This window comes from Streptomyces justiciae (assembly GCF_015163075.1).
Lineage (GTDB): Bacteria > Actinomycetota > Actinomycetes > Streptomycetales > Streptomycetaceae > Streptomyces > Streptomyces justiciae.
This window is the reverse complement of sequence record NZ_JADDXU010000039.1, coordinates 1-12832: the sequence shown is the minus strand read 5'-3', so window position 1 is coordinate 12832 and position 12832 is coordinate 1. Positions and strand designations below refer to the sequence as shown.

General features: G+C 69.0%; 14 protein-coding genes and 1 pseudogene. 10 read left to right on the top strand and 5 right to left on the bottom strand.

Going from position 1 to position 12832, the window contains the following annotated elements; genetic code table 11:
- Both IQ210_RS46875 and IQ210_RS46870 read right to left on the bottom strand, forming a co-directional pair.
- Positions 1–963 (bottom strand): AAA family ATPase (locus IQ210_RS46875; RefSeq protein ID WP_194085389.1); only part of this gene is annotated, 963 nt, incomplete at its 3' end.
- Positions 964–1122: 159 nt separating this feature from the next.
- A pseudogene (locus IQ210_RS46870) lies at positions 1123–2290 on the bottom strand (sodium:solute symporter family protein).
- On the opposite strand from IQ210_RS46870, the gene IQ210_RS48410 reads away from it, so the two are divergent.
- Positions 2246–2527: an RICIN domain-containing protein gene (locus IQ210_RS48410; protein ID WP_322658650.1), complete on the top strand. Its 282-nt coding sequence runs from the start codon at positions 2246–2248 to the stop codon at positions 2525–2527. The pseudogene IQ210_RS46870 and the gene IQ210_RS48410 overlap by 45 nt on opposite strands.
- A gap of 60 nt (positions 2528–2587) precedes the next feature.
- Here the strand turns inward: IQ210_RS48410 and IQ210_RS46860 are convergent, their stop codons facing one another.
- Positions 2588–3082, bottom strand: a complete 495-nt coding sequence (locus IQ210_RS46860) for a TetR/AcrR family transcriptional regulator (protein ID WP_194085387.1) — start codon at positions 3080–3082, stop codon at positions 2588–2590.
- Between the two features lie 181 nt (positions 3083–3263).
- On the opposite strand from IQ210_RS46860, the gene IQ210_RS46855 reads away from it, so the two are divergent.
- From IQ210_RS46855 to secY, 8 genes are all read left to right on the top strand, one after another.
- Entirely contained in the window at positions 3264–4706 is a 1443-nt protein-coding gene (locus tag IQ210_RS46855; RefSeq protein WP_194085386.1) for an aldehyde dehydrogenase, read from the top strand.
- Positions 4707–4850: 144 nt separating this feature from the next.
- On the top strand, positions 4851–5786 hold the full coding sequence (locus IQ210_RS46850; RefSeq protein WP_194085385.1) for an SDR family NAD(P)-dependent oxidoreductase: 936 nt from the start codon (positions 4851–4853) through the stop codon (positions 5784–5786).
- Positions 5787–5833: 47 nt separating this feature from the next.
- The gene (locus IQ210_RS46845) at positions 5834–6541 is read left to right on the top strand and encodes an alpha/beta hydrolase (protein WP_194085384.1); all 708 of its coding nucleotides are present in this window, start codon (positions 5834–5836) and stop codon (positions 6539–6541) included.
- Positions 6538–7170 (top strand): TetR/AcrR family transcriptional regulator, encoded by a 633-nt coding sequence (locus IQ210_RS46840; RefSeq protein WP_194085383.1) that lies wholly within the window; start codon positions 6538–6540, stop codon positions 7168–7170. Before IQ210_RS46845 ends, IQ210_RS46840 begins: the two co-directional genes overlap by 4 nt.
- Before the next feature lie 137 nt (positions 7171–7307).
- The gene (locus IQ210_RS46835) at positions 7308–7580 is read left to right on the top strand and encodes a WhiB family transcriptional regulator (RefSeq protein ID WP_194085382.1); all 273 of its coding nucleotides are present in this window, start codon (positions 7308–7310) and stop codon (positions 7578–7580) included.
- 157 nt (positions 7581–7737) lie between these two features.
- A complete protein-coding gene (locus IQ210_RS46830; RefSeq protein WP_194085381.1) occupies positions 7738–8517 on the top strand; it encodes an SDR family NAD(P)-dependent oxidoreductase in 780 nt (259 codons plus the stop codon).
- 108 nt (positions 8518–8625) lie between these two features.
- Positions 8626–9072, top strand: coding sequence for an SRPBCC family protein (locus IQ210_RS46825; protein WP_194085380.1), 447 nt, complete (start codon positions 8626–8628; stop codon positions 9070–9072).
- Between the two features lie 305 nt (positions 9073–9377).
- The gene (gene secY / locus IQ210_RS46820) at positions 9378–10691 is read left to right on the top strand and encodes a preprotein translocase subunit SecY (RefSeq protein WP_194085379.1); all 1314 of its coding nucleotides are present in this window, start codon (positions 9378–9380) and stop codon (positions 10689–10691) included.
- A 31-nt stretch (positions 10692–10722) separates the two neighbouring features.
- Here secY and IQ210_RS46815 read toward each other — a convergent pair whose 3' ends face one another.
- Complete coding sequence (locus IQ210_RS46815; RefSeq protein WP_194085378.1) at positions 10723–11496, bottom strand: hypothetical protein; 774 nt, start codon at positions 11494–11496, stop codon at positions 10723–10725.
- A 205-nt stretch (positions 11497–11701) separates the two neighbouring features.
- Between IQ210_RS46815 and IQ210_RS46810 the strand changes: the two genes are divergently transcribed.
- Positions 11702–12238, top strand: coding sequence for a DUF4232 domain-containing protein (locus tag IQ210_RS46810; RefSeq protein ID WP_194085377.1), 537 nt, complete (start codon positions 11702–11704; stop codon positions 12236–12238).
- A 65-nt stretch (positions 12239–12303) separates the two neighbouring features.
- Here the strand turns inward: IQ210_RS46810 and IQ210_RS46805 are convergent, their stop codons facing one another.
- Positions 12304–12663, bottom strand: coding sequence for a hypothetical protein (locus IQ210_RS46805; RefSeq protein WP_194085376.1), 360 nt, complete (start codon positions 12661–12663; stop codon positions 12304–12306).
- Between the last annotated feature and the right edge of the window lie 169 nt (positions 12664–12832).

Here is a 12832-nt window from a genome sequence, read left to right as displayed (position 1 = left end):
ACCGCTGAGCGGATCGACCTCCAGCAACCCGACCGCCACCGCCTCCTCGGCGTCCCGCATGCGATAGCGAACCGCCCCGGGCAAACGCCCCGCCCCGGGCGCGGACCCGGGCGCCGAGGTCGCCGCCGCACCATCAAGGGCACCCCGCAACAACTCCCCGCGGACCCGGTCACTGAGCGCCGCGATACGTGTGCCATAGACATGTTGCAGCCGCCGCGGCACCGTCACCGACAGGCCGTGCACCTGGACTCCGGCGCCCGCGCGCTCACCGGTGCCCTGATGGCCGACGCGGTGCAGATGGGCCGGTAGCTCGAGCAGGGCCAGCGGATTGCCCCGCGCATGGTCCAGCACCAGCCGCCGTAGCGACGCGTCCAGATCAGGGTGCCGCAGATCCAGCAGCTCCTGAGCGGCGGTGTCCGACAGGGCCGGGACCGACAACTCCGGAAGCCCGGCCGTGTCCCAGCCGGACGCGACCTCGGAGCGCAGTCCCACCACCAGCCGCACCGCACCGCCGGCGAGCCGGCGCCCCACGAAGCCGACCACCTCCGTGCTGGCGGCGTCCAGCCACTGCCCGTCGTCCACGACCAGCAGCAGCGGCCGTGCCGCCGACGCCCGCCCGAGCAGGTCCAGGACGGCGATGCCGAGCGCCATCACCGACGGGGGCCGCCCGCCGCTCTGCCCGAACGCGGTACCGAACACGACCCGGTGCACCTCGTCCAGCCGTTCCACGGCGGGCAGCAGGGTGTGCAGCACCTGGTGCAGACCGGCGAACGGCAGACCCGACTCCGCCTCTACCCCGGCTGCCCTGATCACCTCGTGGCCGGACTGTGTCGCCGCCTCGGCGACATGATCGAGGAGCGCGCTCTTGCCCACCCCGGTCTCCCCCTTGAGGACCAGGGCCTGATCCTCGGTGGCCGTCACGAACGCAGACAGCCGTCCTCGCTCGCCCTCCCGGCCGATCATCGACATGAGCGACTTCACGGTGCCCCACTCCCTTTCCCTACAGGACCAGCCACGTGTGGGCATCTCTGAGGGTAGGTGTGCGCGGGCATTCTTTCGCGCCGAGGGGGAGTGTGCGTATGTGTGAGTCAGGTCAGGTATTCCATACAGGGTCGCTCGCCCTCAGTGGGAAGTGCCCGCCGTAGCCGGCGGAAGTTCTACCTGGACGCCGGGGCCGCCCGCGTCCGCCGTGTAGTCCTCCGGCTTGGTCTCGTCGACGCCCTCGGGGGCCTTGAAGGCCTCCAGGACGAAGGTCAGGACCACCGTGACCACGACGTTCAGGACGAACGCCGTCAGGCCGATGCAGCCGATCTCGCCGATGCCGGGGATCTCCTTCGAGGAGCCGCCGAAGTGCTTCTGCGTCGGGGAGGCGAAGGTCTGGAGGATCCAGATGCCGCCCAGGAGCTGGAAGTTGATGGCGACCGTCTTGTCCATGGTGAGGACGAAGACCAGCGCGCCGACTTTCACCAGCAGGGACACCAGCTTGGAGACCTTGGTCTCCTGCTCGGGCGTGGCGTCCGGCTTGATGAAGTCCTTGTAGATGTTGCGGGTGAAGAGATTGGCCGCCGCGATGGACATGATGGCGGCGGGATCGCCAACTGGCCGTTGGTCACCTTCACACCCGCCGCGATCGCCACGAACCCCAGCAGCGCCAACAGGCCCAGCAGCAGGGAGTACAGCGGCAGGATCGCGGTGTTGCGGCGGATCACGTCACGGCTCCTGGAGGAGAGCGTCGCGGTGATCGAGTGCGGGTACATGAACAGCGCCAGCGCGGAGCCCAGTCCGAGTGTGGCGTACGTCCACAGACCGGGCTCCCCGGGGACCAGGGCACCGCGCGGCTTGCCCATCGCCGGGTGGGTCTGTGCGAACGCCTTGCCGGCCTTGGCGAAGACGTCGTCGAAGCCGCCCAGCTTGATGGGGATGTAGATGATCGCCACCGAGACGACGATGTAGATCAGGGCGTCCTTGACGAACCAGTTGGTGTGCGCGCCGCCGCCGACGCCGAGGACATCGAGAACGGCCTGGATGCCCACGAGTTGGAGGGCGATGTAGGGCATGGTCGCGAGGATGCCGGTGACGGCGACCGCGAGGGACAGGCCCTTGGAGCCGAAGCGGCCGCGCCCGCCGCGTAGATCGCCGCGGGAACCGCGACGAAGGTGTACGCGGTGTAGAGGTCGCCGCCGAGCAGGAACCAGGTGACCCAGGTGCCGAACGACCGCCCGCCCAGGCCCCATTCGTCGAGGCTGTGCTCGTTCTCGGCCTTGCGCCAGCGCGCGGCCAGGAAGCCCATGACCGTGACGGCCAGGAAGAAGAAGATGAAGACGCCGCGGATGGTACGGCGGTGCAGTTGTCGATGTGCACGGGTGCGACGTCGCAGAAGTGGACGTCGGATGCCAAGGGCCAGCTGGTCGGCAGCCAGTCGGGCAAGTGCCTGGATGCCACCGGCCCGAGTTCCGCCAACGGCACCAAGCTCCGGATCTGGACCTGTGCCGCCAGCGCCAACCAGCTCTGGAAACTCCCTGCCTGACCGGCGGGTTCGATCGGCGCCGGGCCGAGTGGGACATACTCCCGCTCGGCCCGGTGTTTTTCAGGCGACTGAAGCGCCCACGCCACGCAAATACGCGTCGACCACCACGTCCGCGGCCGGTCCGGCGCTCAGGTGTGTCAGCTGTTCGGCGGCCAGGTGTACCAGTTCGAACAGCAGGGACCCGACCCACCCTGGAGGCTGGTCCTGGCGCAACAGGCCCTCTTCGGCGGCGCGCTGGAGGAAGGTGTCGACCTCGGTGAGGCAGGCGTCCCGGCGTCGGCGGGCGTCGCCGTCGGCGAGCATGCGGGCGAGATCCACCGGCCAGGTCCGGTTGATGACGATGATGTTCTCGACGTAGCGGTGCAGGGCGACGGCGACGGGCGCCTCACGCAGCCGCGCGTCCACGAGGGCCTGCTCGATGGCCGTGAGGCGGGCTTCGTAGATGGCCGAGAGCAGTTCCTCACGGTTGGCGAAGCGCCGGTAGACGGTACGCCGGTCGACACCTGCCTCGGCGGCGATGCCCGCGACGCTCACACCTGGATCGGCGGCGAGCATGCGTGCGCCGGTGGTCAGGACGGCTGCCAGATTGCGTGCGGCGTCGGCTCTCATCCTTCAAGAGTATCGCCCATGTGGTGAATGACGAACGGTATCGCCACGAAGACGCGCTCAAAGCGATGAGAAGTGCTACATTGAAGAGGCAGTTAGAGAAGACGGCGCACTGGAAGAGAGAAAGCACATGATCACCTACGACCGACTCTTCATCGGCGGCTCCTGGGTCGAGCCGAGCAACCCGGAGTTGCTGGACATCGCCTCGCCGCACGACCGGTCCGTGGTCGGCCGCGCCGCGCAGGCGCAGCCGGCGGACATCGACCGCGCGGTCGCCGCGGCCCGCGCCTCCTTCGAGGCGGGCGAGTGGCGGCTGACCCCGCCGGCGGAGCGGATCGCGGTCCTGCGCCGCTTCAACGCGCTGCGCGAGGAGAACGCCGAGAAGATCGCGCACCTGATCTCACTGGAGAACGGCTCGGCGGGCTGGTTCACCCGTGCCGGACAGCCCGGTCTGACCCGGCAGGCGAACGCCTACCTCAAGGCGGCCGAGGAGTTCGCCTGGGAGGAGACCCTCGTCCCCTCCGACCCGGCGTCCCCGGTGCGCAGCGTGGTGCGCCGCGAGGCGATCGGCGTCGTCGCCGCCGTGATCCCGTGGAACTCGCCCTTCTCCTCGGCCACTTCGAAGATCATCCCTTCACTCCTCGCGGGCAACTCGGTGGTTCTCAAGGTCTCCCCGGAGAACTCGCTGAGCATGGGCTTCCTGGCCGAACTCCTCGTACAGGTGGGCCTGCCCGAGGGCGTCATCAGCATCCTGCCCGCGGACCGTGAGACCAGTGAGTACCTGGTCTCGCACAAGGACGTCGACAAGATCGCCTTCACCGGCTCGACGCGGGCCGGCCGCCGCATCGCCTCCATCGCCGGCGAGCAGCTCAAGCGGGTCAGCCTGGAGCTGGGCGGCAAGTCCGCCGCGATCATCCTGCCCGACGCCGACCTCGACAAGGCGATCGCGGGCCTGAAGTTCGGCTCCTTGCTCAACAACGGCGAGTCCTGCATCGCCCAGACCCGCATCCTCGCCCCGCGCAGCCGCTACGAGGAGGTCGTGAGCGGTCTCAAGACGCTGGTGGAGTCGCTGAAGGTCGGCGACCCCAACGACCCCGACACCTTCATCGGCCCGATGATCCGCCCCGACCAGCAGGAGCGGGTGCGTAACTACATCCGGCTCGGCATCGAGGAAGGCGCCCGCCTGGTCACCGGCGGCCCGCAGATCCCCGAGGGCCTGGAGAAGGGCAACTACGTCACGCCCACCGTCTTCGCCGACGTCGACAACTCCATGCGCATCGCCCAGGAGGAGATCTTCGGCCCGGTCCTGGTGGTCATCGCCTACGACGACGAGGACGACGCCGTCCGCATCGCCAACGACTCCGAGTACGGCCTGTCCGGCGGCGTCTGGTCCGCCGACGAGGGGCACGCGCTGGCCGTGGCCCGCCGCGTCCGCACCGGCACCGTCACCGTCAACGGCGCCTCCGTCGCCTTCGACGGACCGTTCGGCGGCTTCAAGGCCAGCGGTATCGGCCGCGAGTACGGGGCGGTCGGGCTCGGCACGTACACCGAGTACAAGACGATCACCGTCTGACCACTGATCACCGCGTCCGCCGCCGGCTCAGAAACATCGTGTCATACATGTCTCGCCTCGCAGTGCGATGGAGCCGACCGATATGTATGAACACGTTGTATGGTTGCAGCATCGAGAAACCCACTCATCGAAGGCGGCACAGGTATGACGCTGACCACCACTCCGTTCGGACCGCGCGCCACGGCTGCGGAAGTGCTCGACGGAGTCGATCTGAGCGGCCGACGCGTGATCGTCACCGGCGGGGCCTCCGGCCTCGGAGTCGAGACCGTACGCGCCCTCGCCGGCGCGGGCGCCCAGGTCACGGTCGCCACCCGCACCCCCGCCACCGCCGCCCCGCTGCTCGAGGACCTGCCGGGCGTACGGTCCGCCGCGCTCGACCTCGCCGACCTGAACTCCGTCCGCGCCTTCTGCGCCGACTGGAGCGGGCCGCTCGACGCCCTCGTCGCCAACGCCGGCGTGATGATGCTCCCGACCCGGCAGGTCAACGCGCAGGGCTGGGAGATGCAGCTGGCCACCAACTACCTCGGCCACTTCGCCCTCGCCGTCGGCCTGCGCCCCGCCCTTCAGGCGGCTGACGCCCCCCGCGTCACCGTGGTGAGCTCCGGTGCCCAGCTGCGGGCCGGCTTCGACTTCGACGACCCGCAGTTCGAGCAGCGCTCCTACGACCCGTTCCTCGCCTACGCCCAGTCCAAGACCGCCGACGTGCTGCTCGCCGTCGGCATCAGCCAACGGTGGGCCGACCAGGGCATCGCAGCCAACGCCTGTGCGCCCGGCTGGATCCACACCAACCTCACACGCCACCTCGACCCGGCGACCATGCAGGCCTTCGGCGCCATGGACGCCGACGGCAACCTGCTCACCCCCGCCCACTACAAGACTCCGGCCCAGGGCGCCGCCACCACGGTGCTGTTGGCCGCGTCCCCCCTCGTCGACGGCGTGAGCGGGCGCTACTTCGAGGACAACCAGGAGTCCGAGGTCGTCGACGGAGGCCCCGACGTCCAGGCCGGTGTCGCCAAGTGGTCGATCGACCCGGCCGCAGCCGACCGGCTGTGGGACCTCGCGATGCCCGTGGTCAGCTGACCTTCGCCCATCGTGGCGAGCCCGCGCCCCACCTACGAAAGACCGACATGAACGACGGCACACGTGCCCCGCACTTCCTCCTCGTGCACGGGGCATGGCACCAATCGTGGTGCTGGCAGGGACTTCAGGACCTCCTCACGGAGCGCGGCTGGACCAGCCACACCGTCGACCTGCCCAGCGCCGTCCCCGAGGGAGCGCACGGCAGGCTTCCCGGGCTGATGGACGACGCCCGAGTGGTGCGCGGGGCGATCGACGCCGTAGCGGCACCCCTCGTCGTCGTCGGACACTCCTACGGCGGCGCCCCGGTCACCCAGGCGGCCGCCGGCGCGGCCAACGTGTCCCACCTCGTGTACGTGTCCGCCTTCGCCCTCGACGTCGGGGAGAGCCTGATGACGTGCTTCGGCGGCGAACAGCCGGACCTCGCCACGGTGGAGGGCGTCGTCCCCGTCCGGGAGAACCCGGAGACGACGCTCTACCACGACGTAGCCCCCGACGCGAGGAACGCCGCCCTGGCCCGACTGCTGCCCCAGAGCGCCCTGTCCTTCGCCGAACCGGTGAGCCGGGCAGCGTGGCAGACGCTCCCCTCCAGCTACGTCATCTGCGACGACGACCAGAGCCTGCCCCCGGCCTACCAGGAGCCGTTCGCCCAGCGCACCGGTGCCACGTACCGACTGCCCAGCGGCCACACCCCGCTGCTCTCGATGCCGGAGAGACTCGCCGACCTCCTCGAACAGATCGCCCGCCGCAGCTCATGAGACCCGTCACCCGACGCCAGGCGGGCCACCACGCCGCACGCTCGGCCGCGACCCGGGCACATGTGATGCACACCCTGGAGCGGCTGCTCGACTCCGGTGAGGCCTTCTCCGAGATCAGCGTCCAGCGGATCCTGGAGGAGGCGGGCGTCTCCCGCGCCACCTTCTACGCACACTTCGACAGCAAGGCGGACGTCCTGGCGCGCCTCACCGACGAACTGCGGGAATCCCTGCTGACCTTGGCCCGGCGGTGGGACCCGGGCGCGGAGGAGGGCGGGCCCGTGCGGTTCGTCCGGTTCTTCGAGGAGGTGATCACGATCCACCGCGCCCACCAGGGCGTGCTGGGCGCGGTCCGTGAGGCGGCGGCCTACGACCCGGCGGTGAGCGACTTCTACACCGCCGAACTGGACGGTTTCGACGAGACCGTGAGACGCACGCTGCGTGCGGAGCAGGCCGCCGGGGCGACCCCGGCCGACGTCGACGTGGGCGCCGCGAGCCGGGTCATCGTCTGGGGAGGCGCCCAGGCGATCGCCCACCACCTCGCGGTCGACGACGGCAGCGGCGACGCCGCCCTCGCCCGCGAACTCGCCCTGATCTGGTGGCACGGCGCCTACCGCCGGCCCGCAGGCTGACGTTCTCCCCTCGGATGAGGATCCGCATAGACGGAATAGCGTGCTATAGCCGCCGATTGAAGACATGTGAGTGTCACGCGTGCGGATGCGACACGTCTTTGCGAACCACGTCTCAGCAGACCCGAGGGGAGACCTTCATGTACCGAGAGTCGCGGACAGGTGCCAACTGGCAGGCCCGGAGCGCGTGCAGACGCGAGGACCCCGAGCTGTTCTTCCCCATCGGTGACACCGGTCCGTCGCTGGCGCAGATCGAGGAGGCCAAGGCTGTGTGCCGGTACTGCGTCGTCATCGAACCCTGCCTCGAGTGGGCCCTGGAGTCGCGAGAGGCGCATGGCATATGGGGCGCGACCACCGAGGCGGAACGCCGCCGACTTCACCGGCTCGCCCGCCCGGTGGAGCCGACACGCTGACCGCTCAGTAAGTGTGCGGTGTTCGGCCTCGAAACAGCGTGCATACACTCACACGTATCACCTACGCGCAAGGCCGAGCCTTATGTCGGGCAGCTGCCGTGGACTATCGGTCTGAGCACGCCAACGCCCAGCAACTCCCAGCGGAGATGAACAGGACATGGATCTTCAACTCAAGGATCGGCGAGCCGTGGTCACCGGCGGGACCCGGGGCATCGGCTTCGCCGTGGCCCGAGCTCTGGCCACAGAGGGCGCGTCCGTCGCCCTGGTCTCCAGGTCCGCCTCGCACGCCGAAGCACAGGCGGCGGTGCTGCGCGAGGAGACCGGAGCCGAGGTGATCGGCGTGGCGGCGGACACCGGGGACGACGCCGCGGTGACGGCGATGGCCAGGACGGTGCAGGAGCGGTTCGGCGGCGCCGACATCCTGGTGAACAACGCCGCCATGACCAACCCCGGCTACATCTCCGACGACGATCTGGAAGCCGAGATCAACGTCAAGGTCCGCGGCTACCTGAGGTGCGCCCGCGCCTTCGCTCCGGGCATGACGGAGCGGGGCTGGGGCCGCATCATCAACATCAGCGGACTGGCGGCCCGCATGACGGGGTCGGTGACCGGCTCCGTCCGCAACGCCGCCGTGGTCGCCATGTCCAAGAACCTGGCGGACGAACTCGGCCCCAGCGGCGTCAACGTCGTCTCGGTCCAGCCCGGCGGCACCCGGACCGAGACCTTCCTGGCCACCCTCGACCGGCAGGCCGAGGCCAGGGGATGCAGCCGAGCCGAACTGGAACGGCAGTGGGCCGAGTCCGTCGCGATCGGAAGGTTCGTGGAACCACACGAGGTGGCGTCGGTCGTCGCCTTCCTGGCCAGCCCCCTGAGCGTGGCCCTCAACGGGGACACGATCATCCCGAGCGGCGGCTACAAGGGCGCGATCTACTACTGACCCCCGCAATACGGGCGCCTGCACCCACGGTTCGAGCCTCGCCGCCCCGCGCAACGGCCGGCAGGGCTCGAAACTCGTGACGCGAGCGACGCGCCTTAACCTTGCCCTGTGCCCCCGCTCACCGTCACTGCCACTTCGCGCTCATCCGCGTCCGCCGGCGTTGTCTACGCAGCGCTTCTCGACGCGCAGTCCTGGCCGTCGTGGACCTCCTACCACGAGGTCGACATGGAGCCGCCCGCGGGAGTCGAGCGGCCGGTCCGCGCAGGGGATCGCCGCACTGTCCGCAATCGCCGTGGCGGGGTCATCTGCCGTGAGCAGCTTGTGGACTTGGTCCCCGGTCAGCGGTTCGGCTACGAACAGGCCTCAGGGCCGCTCTGGTCCCACCACGGGGCTGTGATCCTCACCAGAGCGCCTGATGGCGGCACCGAGATCACCTGGTCGGCACGGTACCGGCACACGGTGCCGCTCCTCGGCCCGTTCAGGAAGCGGCACCTGCAGATTCTGTCCGACGATCTCGCCGCCTACGCCAACTCCATGGTGAACAGGCACTCCTAGACGCACAGAACGTGATCTCACCCGGCCCTCGCCGACGGGATGCACACGTGTTCAACCGGCCGAACGAACCGCGGCCCGTCCAGCCCCTGCCGCCAGGTCAACTCTTCTCTCGTTAACACCACGCGCTCCTTGTCGCCGCCCTGGGTGTTCCGACAGCCCATACCTCCGCATTCGTTTGAGGTAGTTTCTACTGAAAGAGCGCGCCGCAGACACGTGTGATCTCATGGAGACCTGTGGGTGTGCCCGTCACCGATCGGAAGAGCGGTAGCGCACTGCTGTCATACCGCTGTATTGCAGGAGGCTCCGTGCTCACCGCGTTCATCCAGGCGTTCCGGACGCCTGACCTGCGCAAGAAGCTGCTGTTCACGCTGGGCATCATCGTGCTGTACCGGATCGGCACGCATGTGCCGATCCCGGGCGTGGACTACAAGGCCGTCCAAGAATGCATCTCGCAGGCGGACGGCAACCAGGGGCTGTTCGGTCTGGTCAACCTCTTCAGCGGCGGCGCGCTTCTCCAGATCACGATCTTCGCGCTGGGCATCCTGCCGTACATCACGGCGAGCATCATCCTCCAGCTGCTGACCGTCGTGATCCCGCGTCTGGAAGCCCTCAAGAAGGAAGGCCAGGCGGGCACGGCGAAGATCACGCAGTACACCCGCTACCTGACCGTCGCCCTCGCCATCCTCCAGGGCACCGGCCTCGTCGCCACCGCCCGCAGCGGCGCCCTCTTCTCCGGGTGCACCGCCGCGTCGTCCATCGTCCCGGACCGCTCGGTCTTCACCACGGTCGTCATGGTGATGACGATGACCGCTGGCACCGCCCTCGTGATGTGGCTCGGTGAGCTGATCACCGACCGGGGCATCGGCAACGGCATGTCGATCCTGATGTTCATCTCGATCGCCGCGACCTTCCCGTCCGCCCTGTGGGCCATCAAGAAGCAGGGCACGCTCGGCGGCGGCTGGATCGAGTTCGGAACGGTCATCCTCGTCGGCCTGGTCATGGTCGGCCTGGTGGTCTTCGTCGAGCAGGCCCAGCGCCGCATCCCCGTGCAGTACGCGAAGCGCATGATCGGCCGCCGCGCCTACGGCGGCAGCTCCACGTACATCCCCCTGAAGGTGAACCAGGCGGGCGTGATTCCCGTCATCTTCGCGTCGTCGCTGCTCTACATCCCGGCCCTCGTCGCGCAGTTCGCCGGCGGCAGCCCCGGCTGGAAGACCTGGATCGAACAGAACCTGACCAAGGGCGACCACCCGATCTACATCACGGCGTACTTCCTGCTGATCGTGTTCTTCGCGTTCTTCTACGTCTCCATCTCCTTCAACCCGGACGAGGTCGCGGACAACATGAAGCAGTACGGCGGCTTCGTCCCCGGCATCCGGGCGGGCCGGCCGACCGCGCAGTACCTGTCGTACGTCCTCACCCGGATCACCTGGCCGGGCTCCCTGTACCTCGGACTGATCGCCCTCGTGCCCACCATCGCCCTGATCGGGTTCGGGGCGACGAACAACTTCCCCTTCGGCGGCACCAGCATCCTGATCATCGTCGGCGTCGGCCTGGAAACCGTCCGCCAGATCGAGAGCCAGCTCCAGCAGCGGCATTACGAGGGCTTCTTGCGCTGAGTCCCCCGGCCTGCAGAGGGCCCCGCCGCGTCTAGGCACGCTTCGTGAGGTCGCTCATCAGCTCACGCATGTCGCTGATCATCGCGGGCCAGTAGGTGGAGACGCCGGGGAGGTCGGGCCCCTCACCGACGGAGTCGGCGGAGTCGTTATCGGCATCGCTCTCGTAGTAGCTGGTGGTGGACAGGCTCAGTGTCACGACCGCCGCTCCGTCCAGCACCCTGAGTTCGGTGTGCCCCATGTCCTCGGCGATCAGGAACGCCTCGTCGCCGAGACCGGGCACCGGCCTGACCTGGTCCGCCGTGACGACACCCGAGCCCGTCACCCGCCGGTCGGCGTCGAACTCGTCGCGCGGGTCGGTCCTCTTGTGCAGCGCCACGGAGATGTCGACGGTGGCGGTCACCGACCAGTGCCCGCCCTGCCCGGTCGCCTTGTCCGCGACCCTCTTCTGGAAGGCCAGGGAGCAGTGCACCTGGTCGAGAGCGGGGTGCCGCAACAGTTCGTCGCCGATGGTGCCCGGCACGCTGTTCGGCGCGAGCGCCTCTTGAAGTGACGCCAGGCGTGCCGACTTGCAGGATTCCTGGTCGAGCCGGTACCCGTGCGGATCAGGGCTGTGGTTCGCCGGAGGGAGCAGCAGGAGCGTCGCGGCCCAGAGCGCGGACGCCGCCGCCGCGCCGCCCAGAGCCCACAGCCATGGCCTCCGGCGCAGCGGGCGGCAGGGAGAGCGCTCCACGAGGTCGCTCACGACCTCGGCGGAGTCCCGGGGACCGAACCCGGACCCGTCTTTCATCTCCGGCTCGGAAATCACTCAGCGCCTCCTCGGCATCGCCTCACACGTGTGAGGTGTGATGGTCGCACAGCACCGCGGCACGTTGGTCGGTCACGGGACAGCCAAAGATGGTTCAACAGCGCACACGTTGACGCAAAGAAACGGAATGCGTCGAACCGGTTCCTCCGGGAAAGCCTCATACATACCGAAGGCCTCAAAATGGTCATTCGGAAGGGAACACATCATGTTCTTCAGCGGGCGCACCCACCGCATCGTCACCCCTGCCGCTCTCTCGGCGGTCGCCGCAGCGGCGCTGATCGGTATCACCGCGGGTCCGTCACAGGCCGCGACCCAGCCGGTCTGGGCCGACACCTCCTCGCTGTCCGTACGGGTTCACGCGCTGGACTCGGGCGCGGGGCAGCGCTACGCGACGGTGATTCTCACCAACAAGACCCACAAGACCGTCCGGACCGAGGGATATGTGGGGCTCCAGCTCCTCAACTCCCGCAACAAGGACGTGCCCACGCACGTGGTCCGCGACCGTGGGCGGGTCGTCCTGCTCACCCTGAAGCCGGGTCAGAGCGCCTACACCCGGCTGCACTGGGGAGACGTCCCGGCCGCGGGCGAACCGACCAAGGCGGAGAAGAACCCCACCCGCCTGGAGGTCACCCCGCCCGACTCCCGCCACCACCTCAACACGGCCTGGAAGCTGGGTGAGGTCCTCCAGAAGGGCCGCATCGACATCACCCCGCTGGCGAAGGGCACCGGCCCGAAGTTCTGACGAACCGTCTTGCCTGGGGGCCCTGCGGCGGCAGGGCCCCGACCACCGTCAGGACCAGGGCACCCTCAGGCCCTGACCACCCGGTAGCTCCACGCTGCCCAGGGAAGGTCGGTCTGGGCGAGTGAGCCGCTGCGCCACGTGGCGGCGCCGGTGCAGCCGGCACCGGGGTACAGCTCCAGGGCCGCGGCGCCGGAGGCGACCTGGACCGACAGGGCCGACGTCGGCAGTGTGCGGCAGGTTCCCAGGTCACCGAGGTCGACCTCGGTGGTCGTGCCCGTCCCGCTGGCGCCCGAGTAGAGATACCCGCCTTCGCGCAGCGCGGGCCAGTCGGCGGCGAGCGCCGTTTGGGCGCCGAGGCAGATCGCCGCGGTGGCAAAGGCCGCCGAGGCGGCCGCGGCGCGAAGTCCTGTCCTGGAGGAAAACATGTGATCCACCCTCTCCTGAGCGTGTCCGGCGGCAAACTCTTGCACGTTCAACCACGTTGGGGAGAGAGCAAGACCGGCCACCTCCACACGTGTGAGGCCGCCGGCTGAGAGCCCGCGGACGGCGTCAGTCGCCCGGCGATGTCACCTGTTGGCGCCGAGCTCGATCGGG

Bases quoted from the DNA above. Each gene is read 5' to 3' on its own strand.
- IQ210_RS46860 (WP_194085387.1), bottom strand. From the start codon at position 3,082: ATGCTCGCCGCCGATCCAGGTGTGAGCGTCGCGGGCATCGCCGCCGAG.
- IQ210_RS46855 (WP_194085386.1), top strand. From the start codon at position 3,264: ATGATCACCTACGACCGACTCTTCATCGGCGGCTCCTGGGTCGAGCCG.
- IQ210_RS46850 (WP_194085385.1), top strand. From the start codon at position 4,851: ATGACGCTGACCACCACTCCGTTCGGACCGCGCGCCACGGCTGCGGAA.
- IQ210_RS46845 (WP_194085384.1), top strand. From the start codon at position 5,834: ATGAACGACGGCACACGTGCCCCGCACTTCCTCCTCGTGCACGGGGCA.
- IQ210_RS46840 (WP_194085383.1), top strand. From the start codon at position 6,538: ATGAGACCCGTCACCCGACGCCAGGCGGGCCACCACGCCGCACGCTCG.
- IQ210_RS46835 (WP_194085382.1), top strand. From the start codon at position 7,308: ATGTACCGAGAGTCGCGGACAGGTGCCAACTGGCAGGCCCGGAGCGCG.
- IQ210_RS46830 (WP_194085381.1), top strand. From the start codon at position 7,738: ATGGATCTTCAACTCAAGGATCGGCGAGCCGTGGTCACCGGCGGGACC.
- IQ210_RS46810 (WP_194085377.1), top strand. From the start codon at position 11,702: ATGTTCTTCAGCGGGCGCACCCACCGCATCGTCACCCCTGCCGCTCTC.
- IQ210_RS46805 (WP_194085376.1), bottom strand. From the start codon at position 12,663: ATGTTTTCCTCCAGGACAGGACTTCGCGCCGCGGCCGCCTCGGCGGCC.